Source organism: Bacillus sp. X1(2014) (assembly GCF_007678255.1).
On sequence record NZ_VEED01000042.1, the window covers coordinates 1 to 8,928 of the forward strand.

10 protein-coding genes and 1 pseudogene are annotated in these 8,928 nt (G+C 36.4%); 9 read left to right on the top strand and 2 right to left on the bottom strand.

Features of this window, described 5'->3' with window-relative positions:
• Positions 1-662 (bottom strand): IS110 family transposase (locus FS608_RS29455; RefSeq protein WP_144556097.1); only part of this gene is annotated, 662 nt, incomplete at its 3' end.
• Between the two features lie 400 nt (positions 663-1,062).
• Here FS608_RS29455 and FS608_RS29460 point away from each other — a divergent pair.
• The 4 genes from FS608_RS29460 (at position 1,063) to FS608_RS29475 (ending at position 3,190) form a co-directional block, all read left to right on the top strand.
• Positions 1,063-1,398, top strand: coding sequence for a hypothetical protein (locus tag FS608_RS29460; RefSeq protein WP_186328959.1), 336 nt, complete (start codon positions 1,063-1,065; stop codon positions 1,396-1,398).
• A gap of 187 nt (positions 1,399-1,585) precedes the next feature.
• Positions 1,586-2,068: a GNAT family N-acetyltransferase gene (locus FS608_RS29465; RefSeq protein WP_144556114.1), complete on the top strand. Its 483-nt coding sequence runs from the start codon at positions 1,586-1,588 to the stop codon at positions 2,066-2,068.
• A 150-nt stretch (positions 2,069-2,218) separates the two neighbouring features.
• Positions 2,219-2,710, top strand: coding sequence for a hypothetical protein (locus tag FS608_RS29470; RefSeq protein WP_144556101.1), 492 nt, complete (start codon positions 2,219-2,221; stop codon positions 2,708-2,710).
• 192 nt (positions 2,711-2,902) lie between these two features.
• Positions 2,903-3,190 (top strand): hypothetical protein, encoded by a 288-nt coding sequence (locus FS608_RS29475; protein WP_144556103.1) that lies wholly within the window; start codon positions 2,903-2,905, stop codon positions 3,188-3,190.
• Between the two features lie 137 nt (positions 3,191-3,327).
• On the opposite strand, the gene FS608_RS29480 is transcribed toward FS608_RS29475, so the two are convergent.
• Positions 3,328-3,738 carry an Lrp/AsnC family transcriptional regulator gene (locus tag FS608_RS29480; protein ID WP_144556104.1) on the bottom strand — a complete coding sequence of 137 codons (411 nt, stop codon included), beginning with the start codon at positions 3,736-3,738 and terminating at the stop codon, positions 3,328-3,330.
• A 132-nt stretch (positions 3,739-3,870) separates the two neighbouring features.
• On the opposite strand from FS608_RS29480, the gene FS608_RS29485 reads away from it, so the two are divergent.
• From FS608_RS29485 to FS608_RS29505, 5 genes and pseudogenes are all read left to right on the top strand, one after another.
• The gene (locus FS608_RS29485) at positions 3,871-4,632 is read left to right on the top strand and encodes an MBL fold metallo-hydrolase (RefSeq protein WP_144556106.1); all 762 of its coding nucleotides are present in this window, start codon (positions 3,871-3,873) and stop codon (positions 4,630-4,632) included.
• A 458-nt stretch (positions 4,633-5,090) separates the two neighbouring features.
• Positions 5,091-6,404, top strand: coding sequence for an MFS transporter (locus FS608_RS29490; protein WP_144556108.1), 1,314 nt, complete (start codon positions 5,091-5,093; stop codon positions 6,402-6,404).
• A 101-nt stretch (positions 6,405-6,505) separates the two neighbouring features.
• Entirely contained in the window at positions 6,506-7,711 is a 1,206-nt protein-coding gene (locus FS608_RS29495; RefSeq protein ID WP_144556110.1) for an MFS transporter, read from the top strand.
• Between the two features lie 290 nt (positions 7,712-8,001).
• A pseudogene (locus FS608_RS31570) lies at positions 8,002-8,133 on the top strand (TetR-like C-terminal domain-containing protein); the annotation flags it as partial.
• Between the two features lie 370 nt (positions 8,134-8,503).
• Positions 8,504-8,806: a hypothetical protein gene (locus FS608_RS29505; RefSeq protein ID WP_144556112.1), complete on the top strand. Its 303-nt coding sequence runs from the start codon at positions 8,504-8,506 to the stop codon at positions 8,804-8,806.
• Positions 8,807-8,928: the final 122 nt, after the last annotated feature.

Genomic DNA, 8,928 nt, shown 5'->3' on the forward strand with positions numbered 1-8,928 from the left:
AGCTGAGTAGCTTTTTCTTTAGCCCATCTATAGGAACGACTTTTACATAATTCAGCGATTTTGTCGGCTATTGTTTCTTCACTTGCCTCTAAAATATCTTCAGATGAGGGAAACTCTGAAAGAGTTAATAGTGATACGACCGAATATAAGTCACCAAAAACACCTCTGTATTTAGGGAAGACCTGATCTAGAATCGCTTGAAATTGTAGCTTTGTTTGAATCAATACACCAGTAATATTTTCGTGCTGTCTTGTAAGATTCCGAAGGTTTAATAGCTGCACCCCACGCTTCTTATACGGCTCTAAATCTTCCTTATAAAACAGCTCGCAGAGATGGTAAGCATCTATCGCATCTGTCTTTACTTTTCGAAGACTTGAACTTTTAGCCTTATAAGAAATCAATGGATTAATGATTATCAATAAATACCCACGGTCCTCCAGGTATTGAACAACAGAGGAATGATAATGTCCTGTCGCTTCTAAAACAATAGGTGGTTTCTTACCAGTTTCTCTCTTGACCACCTCCAGAAACTCTACAAGTAAATCAAGACCTTCTATTGTATGAGAAACTTTAAAACTCTTACGGTATGGTTTGCCTTTATCTAAAAATGCCTGAACTTGACTTTCCCCTTTTGAAACATCCAGACCAATGACTGGATTCATTCTAAAATCTCCTCCTAAACTCGTAATTTGCCAGTAACCCCTAATCCTCCATGCAGTATCACAGCTTCGCTTGTTATACGAGATCTATGTCCTAACCAGCCTCAATCATGTTTCTACAAGTAGGTGGCGAACCGTTTAGCTGACGGGGTCAAAGCCCCACGGGTAGTTACGTTCTACCCTGGCTACTGATATAATAAGACCAAAATAAATAAGGTCAACCAGAAATATTTAGTATTCTGGTTAACCTTATAATACGAACGGGCAGTTTAGTGGAAGAACAACTAAGCCATACAAACCTTTTATTTTTCCATTGAAGCATCCTTCTATATTTTATAGTGTTCATAGTTGCCCCAAAAAGGTAAAATATTTGTATATCAAAACTTCAATAAGGTGAAATTATATGTTTAAGAGGAAAATACTGGTTGCTTCTGTTATGACCTTACTATCGTCCATAATGTTTAAGGATATTAGTGCGTTGTTTTTTGTATTTCCATTTTACTTTTTATATGGTATTCCTGTTTCGTTATTTGCTGAATTTTTATTAAGGAATTTAAATAATAATATCAAGAGAGCTTTTTACTCTATGGTCATTCATATAGGAGCAGTTGCTATTTTTTATCCTTGGGATGGCAGTAGTGGCTGGGTAACACTTTTCTGTATTAATGCCTTTTCCTTTTATATATTGGATGAGTTTATAATATTGATAAAAAAAAAGAAGAAAATCTTATTTAGTTAACGAGGTGCAAGAGTTAAAGATTCAAGCTGTCATTTTGGCGGCTTTTCTTTTTGTGCTAACGGAGCAGGTTAGTTAAACAAAAAAATCAATAAATAGAGGAGTTTTAGCTTTCATAAAGAAAGAATAAGTAATTAAGTAGTGAGGGGATGAAGGAAATTTGGCAACAAGTAACAATATCATTCAGATAATGCCTTGGAAGGATAATGACCTTGATTTACTTTTTCGTTTAAACGCTCCAGAAATGATGCAGCATCTTGGAGGTTCAGAGAGTAAAGAGCAGATTTTGAAACGACATAAACGCTATCTTGAGCTTGGTAATAGAGGACGTATGTTCAGCATTATATTGTCGCCAGAATTTGAACCAGTAGGTTCTGTGGGATATTGGCAAACTACTTGGAATAATGAAAGTCTATATGAAACTGGATGGAGCGTTCTACCCTCATATCAAGGGAAAGGAATAGCTACAAATGCAGTAAAGTTAGCAATTGAAGAAGCATCTAGAGAGAACAAATATAAATACATCCACGCATTCCCATCGATTGATAATCCTGCTTCAAATGCAATTTGTCGGAAGCTTGACTTTCAATTTATCTCTGAATGCGAATTTGAATATCCTCCAGGAAGCTTTATGCGGTGCAATAATTGGCGTTATAGCTTAATTGGACAATAGCTGATTTTTCAGTACTTGATTTTTCAGTACTTGATTTTTAAGAAGTTTGTGAAGAAATGTACTTAAGCTAACGGGGCAGGTTAGCGGAATAAGGGATATAATTAGCATAGCTGTACTCGTAGACAATTGATAAAGGAGAAATCCGATCTTATGTTTAGTTTATTAAATAAAGCAAAATTAAAAAAAGATGATTTAAAAGGCATTGCAAAATTAATGTATCAGGATGTATCAGATGATTCCTGGGATAAAGAGAACCTTACTAAAAGATATTTAGACTTCACTATTGAAAGCGTTCGTTTTATTGATATGTATACAAAAAGATTAATGAATACGGAGTTTGGTACTGAATTGTTAAATAAGCATTTTGATAATTTAGTGGTTCGTATAGGTGCGTATATTGGTGAGGTTATCAAAAATAATATTAAGCAAGACTTTTACTGGTACGAGTCTGATTCTGTACACAATTATTCTCCCAATCTTGATGGAGTGTTTAGTAATACCAAAACACAGAGTGTTCTTTATTCTAAAAAGAGGGATATAGTGATATTACCTTTGAATGTGGTATCGCAATTTCTGAAAGGGAACTCCCCATACAGTAATTTTCTTACTTACGTAGAAGAAACGATTAAGCAAAATACTTAAATAAAATTGGTATCGCTATTTTTTTCATTGCAATAATTTAATAACGTTACTCAACTAACTGGGTGCAATAATTTAGATCCAGCTGCCATAATTGGTGGTTTTTTGTTCTTCAACTAAAGGAACAGGTTAGTTTAATAAGGAATGCTATAATAGCCTTAATTTCAAAAAGATTTCAAGGAGTTAAACACTCATATGATTATAAAAATTGACTTTGGTGACGATTTTATTCAATACATTTCTTGTTCAACAAAAGTAGGTAGGAAGATGAACAGTATTCAGGAGGACTTTCTAAATTGGATTTTTGACGAGGAAAAGAATACAGAATATTGGGCTTTAGAAAATGGGGAAAGAATTCACCCTAATTATGATGCAAATGCAATTGTTGAATGGTTAAACAATGTAAGATTTAAGCGAGGAATAGCGAAAGCTAAATTAATCACGAATCCTCAATTATGTGTTAAAAAGAAATTATATTTTTAGAGTGTTTCTTAAATGTTTAATGTTCAAACCATAAGATTGTGAAAAAATGCACTTAAACTAACGGGTGCAGTTCATCTTGGATTAATGCCTCCATTTGTTTAAGTGTATTCCTTCACGATGTCGCATGTTTATTGATACTATTTGTTAATAACCATGGATAATTTGTAGCTCACCAAATTGCTCAAACCTGTCAAGAATTCATCTAATATTTCATTGCATGGGAATTTGCATTCGAGAAGGTAACAACTTTCTCCACTGACTTTGTAGTTGTTTATGACGAATTGAACTTGTTCTTTTATAAACGACAGATAAGGTTGATGATTCGTGCTTTTCGTATAAATATGTATAATTGCGTGAACAAGATACCCCATTTTTACTTGATTCACTTTAATGGTGTACCCCTCAATAATCCCATTGTCCTCTAATTTCGCCACTCTAGCTGAAGTAGCCGGTCCAGTCAAATGGACTTTTTCACCCAATTCTTTCATTGTAATCCGACTGTTCTTAGTTAGTTCCTTCAAGATATGCATATCTGTGTTATCTAACATTTATTTAACTCCTTTCATAAATAAAGTCAAACCGCCAAAAGACTTTACTTAATCTATGTACCCGTCATGTGTCCATAGTTTAGACTATACATTGTTCAGAGGAAATTTCAAAAGATAAAGGAGTTAATAAATATGAATATACATCAAATTCGTAATGCAACAATTGTCGTTGAATATGCGGGAAAGAAGTTTTTAATCGATCCAATGTTATCAGAAAAAGGGACTTACCCGCCTTTCCCTTCATTAAGACAAAACAACTCAAATAATCCTTTAGTTAGTTTACCAATATCTATTGACGATATCATTCATAATGTTGATGCTGTTATTGTTACTCATCTACATTATGACCACTGGGATGATGCTGCTAAAGAAGCGCTGCCCAAAGAGATTAAAATATTTTCCCAAAATGAAGAAGATGCGACTGAAATTCGAAATGCAGGCTTCCAAAATGTAGAGGTTTTACAAGAGAATACAGTCTTTAAAGGAATCCAATTAATTAAAACAAAAGGAGAGCATGGAAGAGGCGAAATCCTAAAGGTTACTGGTCTAGTGTGCGGCGTTGTCTTCAAACACTCAAATGAGAAAACTTTATATGTAGCTGGAGATACTGTTTGGTATGAAGCTGTTCAGGAAGTAATTGAAACACACAAACCAGAAATCATTGTTGTCAACGGCGGGGATGTTCAACTCTCTGAAGGTGGTTCTCTAATTATGGGGAAAGATGACATTTATGAAGTTTATAAAGCTGCTCCAGATGCAAAAATCATTTCTGTCCATATGGAAGCTGTTAATCATTGGACATTATCAAAAGAAGAATTAAAAAGCTTAATTAATGAAAAAGGAATCTCCTCGAATGTTTTAGTACCTGATGACGGAGAATCATATTCATTTTAAAGAATCAGAGCAGACAGAAATTGTAGTTTTAATTTTATATGAGTGGAAAGACAATCATGTCAGTTGAAACCAATTAAGAATTAGTTCGTCGTTTTTATGAAGCACTTTTCCAAACAACCAATGTGTCTTCCTCTCTTAAAAAATCAAAAGCATAGTTTAGTCCGGTTCTTTATGATTTGTCTCCACAAGCATTATCAGTGAAGATTTGTTGGCATCCGATTTGTGGTAAAGCATCCTTTTGTTGGATAAAGTTCCTTGAATAGAAACTCAGATTAATTGTGAATGTTAATTTTATTTTGTGCAGTTTCTAAGCATTTATTTGTTCTGTAGTGATACAAGGAGCTCATGATTATGTAGTTGATAATCATGAGCTCCTTAATTATTTATCGAACGAAACCTTCTAAAAGAGGATGGGCAAGAAAGTGCAAAAAAATTATTTTGTTAGGAAGTGTAGTTTTATGGTAACTAAAACATGGGATACAAGTAGGTCAAAACAGCATCCTGTTTGGTTGCAAGGTTATATTGATTCAACAGACAAACAAAAACAGCTCTATAAAAAAACATTAAGAATTTTGATTCTATCACAAATCTTTGGAGGTGCAGGACTTGCAGCTGGTATAACGGTAGGCGCACTTCTCGCACAAGATATGCTAGGGACGGAAAGTGCAGCAGGGATTCCAGTTGCCTTACTCACTTTAGGATCTGCAGGGGCCGCACTGCTTGTAGGCCGACTTTCACAGCGTTTTGGCCGCGGACCAGGACTTGCAGCCGGTTTTCTTGCTGGTGGACTGGGTGCGGTCGGCGTTATAATCGCTGCCTTAATCAACAGCGTCGTGCTTTTATTCACTTCCCTGCTTATTTATGGAGCTGGTACCGCCGCAAATATGCAAGCGCGATATGCCGGTACAGATCTGGCGACAGCTAAACAGCGGGCAACTGCTGTGAGCATGGCCATGGTTTCTACTACCTTTGGTGCTGTAGCGGGTCCTAACTTGGTCGATGTGATGGGAAAATTTGCGCATTCTATTGGTGTTCCAACTTTGGCTGGCCCCTTTATCTTAGCGGCTGCTGCTTTTATCCTTGCCGGATTGGTTCTCTTCATTTTTCTTCGTCCAGACCCTTTGATTGTATCTACAGCCATAGCCAATGCCCAGGAGGAAAACCGCACTGTGCAGGCAGAACCAAATTCCGAAATCTCTACAATAAACAAGAGAGGAGTTGTCGTGGGCGTTACAGTAATGGTTTTGACTCAATTTGTCATGGCGGCCATTATGACCATGACACCGGTCCATATGGGACATTATGGTCATCGTTTGGGAGAAGTGGGGTTGGTCATAGGTTTTCATATAGGCGCCATGTACTTGCCTTCGCCTCTTACAGGGATGCTTGTAGATAAAGTTGGTCGTACTTCAATGGCTGTTGCTTCTGGTGCCACGCTTCTGGCCTCTGGTATGCTGGCAGCTTTTGCCCCTGCAGATTCAATGGTTCTACTTATCTGTGCGTTAGTACTACTTGGTGTTGGCTGGAACTTTGGCTTAATAAGTGGAACGGCTCTCATTGTAGATGCAACACATCCATCTATTCGTGCAAAAACACAGGGATCTGCTGATGTCTTGCTTGCATTATCAGGTGCCACCGGGGGTGCGTTATCAGGATTGGTAGTCGCTCATTATAGTTATACGATACTATCGCTTTCTGGAGCAATACTGTCACTGTTGCTTATTCCTGTAGTTGTTTGGTCTCGTAAGACTCCAAGCAAAGATTTGATATAAATTTTTTCTACTTGCAATAGCTTTTGATTAGTTAGACCTCTTGGACAGTATTGCGGAGAGGTATTTCACATCAATGATTATACAGAAAGAGGTGATTATATATGAAGAAAACAATTAAAGAACAAAAGTTGGTATTAATTATTCTTTTAAGCAATCTATTCATTGCATATCTAGGTATAGGTCTTATCGTCCCCGTTATGCCGTCTTTTATGAATATCATGCATTTATCGGGAAAAACGATGGGCTATCTTGTCGCCGTACATGCTGTGGCACAATTACTAATATCACCGCTCGTAGGACGTTGGGTTGACCATTATGGCAGAAAGAAAATCATCATAATCGGCTTGTTTCTTTTTGGTGTTTCAGAACTTATCTTTGGTTTAGGTACGAATGTGTCAGTGCTTTATCTATCAAGGATTCTAGGGGGAATTAGTGCCGCCTTTATTATGCCAGGTGTTACTGCATATGTTGCAGATATTACATCTGTTCAGGAACGGTCAAAAGCGATAGGCTATATTTCTGCCGCCATTAGTACTGGCTATATTATCGGACCTGCCATTGGTGGCTTTATTGCAGAATACGGTATACGTATGCCTTTCTTCTTTGCGGCAGGCATTGCCTTTTTAGCATGCATTTCATCAATATTTATTTTAAAAGAGCCGCTAACAAAGGAACAGCTTGCAGAAATTTCTGCTAATACAAAGCAAACAAACTTTATAGGCGATTTCAAAAGATCATTTAATCCACGTTACTTTACTGCCTTTATCATTGTATTTGTACTTGCTTTCGGTTTATCAGCATATGAAACTGTTTTCAGCCTATTTTCTGATCATAAATTTGGCTTCACGCCTAAGGAGATTGCAGCTATTATTACAATCAGCTCAATCTTCGGAGTTGTAATCCAAGTATTTATGTTTGGAAAAATGGTAGATATACTTGGTGAAAAGAAACTGATCCAATTATGTTTAATTATAGGTGCAATATTGGCAGTGGCGTCTACTGTAATCTCTAGCTTTTTGGCTGTGCTGGCAATAACTTGCTTCATCTTCCTCGCATTTGACTTGCTTCGCCCGGCATTGACGACTTTTTTATCAAAAGCTGCCGAGAAAGAGCAAGGATTTGTTGCTGGTATGAACTCAACCTATACGAGCTTAGGTAATATCGGTGGGCCAGCGATGGGTGGAATTTTATTTGACGTAAACATCGACTATCCTTATCTTTTCGCTGCTGTTATTATGGTCATTGGCTTCTTTATTACAATTATGTGGAAAGAAAACCAATTGGGAGAAAGCTTAGCAAAAAATTAGAAAAGCACGAGGCCCCTTTGGAACAATAAAAGGCCTAGATTGTACCTGTGATGATCATTCAAAGTAGCTTTCCTTGTGGAGTTAGAAAACTATCTAACTCGAAAAGCTATACTCTTATCTTTAAACATTTGAACAAAAACCCCTTGTCAATATGGGACAGAATTGAACCCATACAGTGGGACAAATAAAAACACCTTTTAGTTGAAAAAGCGGGTATGTAATTACCTAAAAAGACAACTTGGAGGTGTTTTTCTTTATGGGGACGAGAGTGATTTATGCAGCAGAAATAAAAAGATGTAGTTGTCGAATTTGTTGCAAATGCTTACGTAGGTGTAGTGGAATAGTGGCTAAAAAATGGCATGCCTTATCCACCGAAGGAAATGGCAAAAAAAGTGGGGGATTTATTAGAGAGGATTATATAGATTTATCGCAAAAAAAATCTCTCTGATTTATTAAAAGAATGAGGAGGATAATGTGTCCTCTCCTCTTCAATAAAAATATTGTATGTGAAGGGTTATACTTAAACTAACGGGTGCAAGAGTTGAAGAAAGGGATTGCTGCGGCGATCCTTTTTTGGTTATTCAGCTAACGAAGCAGGTTAGTTTTAGTAGACCACTCAATCAAATGAGACTTTAGTAACAATACATTTCATTCTTTGCATTTATTACTATTTTCCTATTCTTTCTTAAAACAAACCTTTAAATTACTTATATGTTAATAATTACCTCACATCACACTTACTAGCTCATCATACCTATAAATCGAAGTAATTCAGATTTTAAGGAGGATTTTATGCAAAGAGAATATTTTTGTTGTGGTTGTGGACTTTTTCATTGGCTTGATACGGACACTATTGAATCTGAAACAGGGGGAATAGAGCCTGCTTCTATACAAGGTTGTCCAAACCCAAAATGTAAACGTCAATCTCCTTTTCAATCAAATTTTCAAGTATTTGCGATAGATACAGTTGATTGGATTTACTTCAGTGAAAGTAATCAAGATTTCATAGAAAAAATTAAATGGAGTTCTCCAAAATATGCTCCCGAATTTGCTATAAAAATATACGAAAAACAAGGAATTAGAATTGAAACTTAATGCGTAGTTTTAATATTTTATATAATTGAAGTAAAGGGCTTCTTCAACTAACGGGTGCAAGAGTTGAAGATTGGGACTACCGCGGCGATACCCCCTTTTCAATTTTGAGGTAGTTTTTACCT

Bases quoted from the DNA above. Each gene is read 5' to 3' on its own strand.
- FS608_RS29495 (WP_144556110.1), top strand. From the start codon at position 6,506: ATGAAGAAAACAATTAAAGAACAAAAGTTGGTATTAATTATTCTTTTA.
- FS608_RS29460 (WP_186328959.1), top strand. From the start codon at position 1,063: ATGTTTAAGAGGAAAATACTGGTTGCTTCTGTTATGACCTTACTATCG.
- FS608_RS29475 (WP_144556103.1), top strand. From the start codon at position 2,903: ATGATTATAAAAATTGACTTTGGTGACGATTTTATTCAATACATTTCT.
- FS608_RS29485 (WP_144556106.1), top strand. From the start codon at position 3,871: ATGAATATACATCAAATTCGTAATGCAACAATTGTCGTTGAATATGCG.
- FS608_RS29490 (WP_144556108.1), top strand. From the start codon at position 5,091: ATGGTAACTAAAACATGGGATACAAGTAGGTCAAAACAGCATCCTGTT.
- FS608_RS29465 (WP_144556114.1), top strand. From the start codon at position 1,586: ATGCCTTGGAAGGATAATGACCTTGATTTACTTTTTCGTTTAAACGCT.
- FS608_RS29470 (WP_144556101.1), top strand. From the start codon at position 2,219: ATGTTTAGTTTATTAAATAAAGCAAAATTAAAAAAAGATGATTTAAAA.
- FS608_RS29505 (WP_144556112.1), top strand. From the start codon at position 8,504: ATGCAAAGAGAATATTTTTGTTGTGGTTGTGGACTTTTTCATTGGCTT.
- FS608_RS29480 (WP_144556104.1), bottom strand. From the start codon at position 3,738: ATGTTAGATAACACAGATATGCATATCTTGAAGGAACTAACTAAGAAC.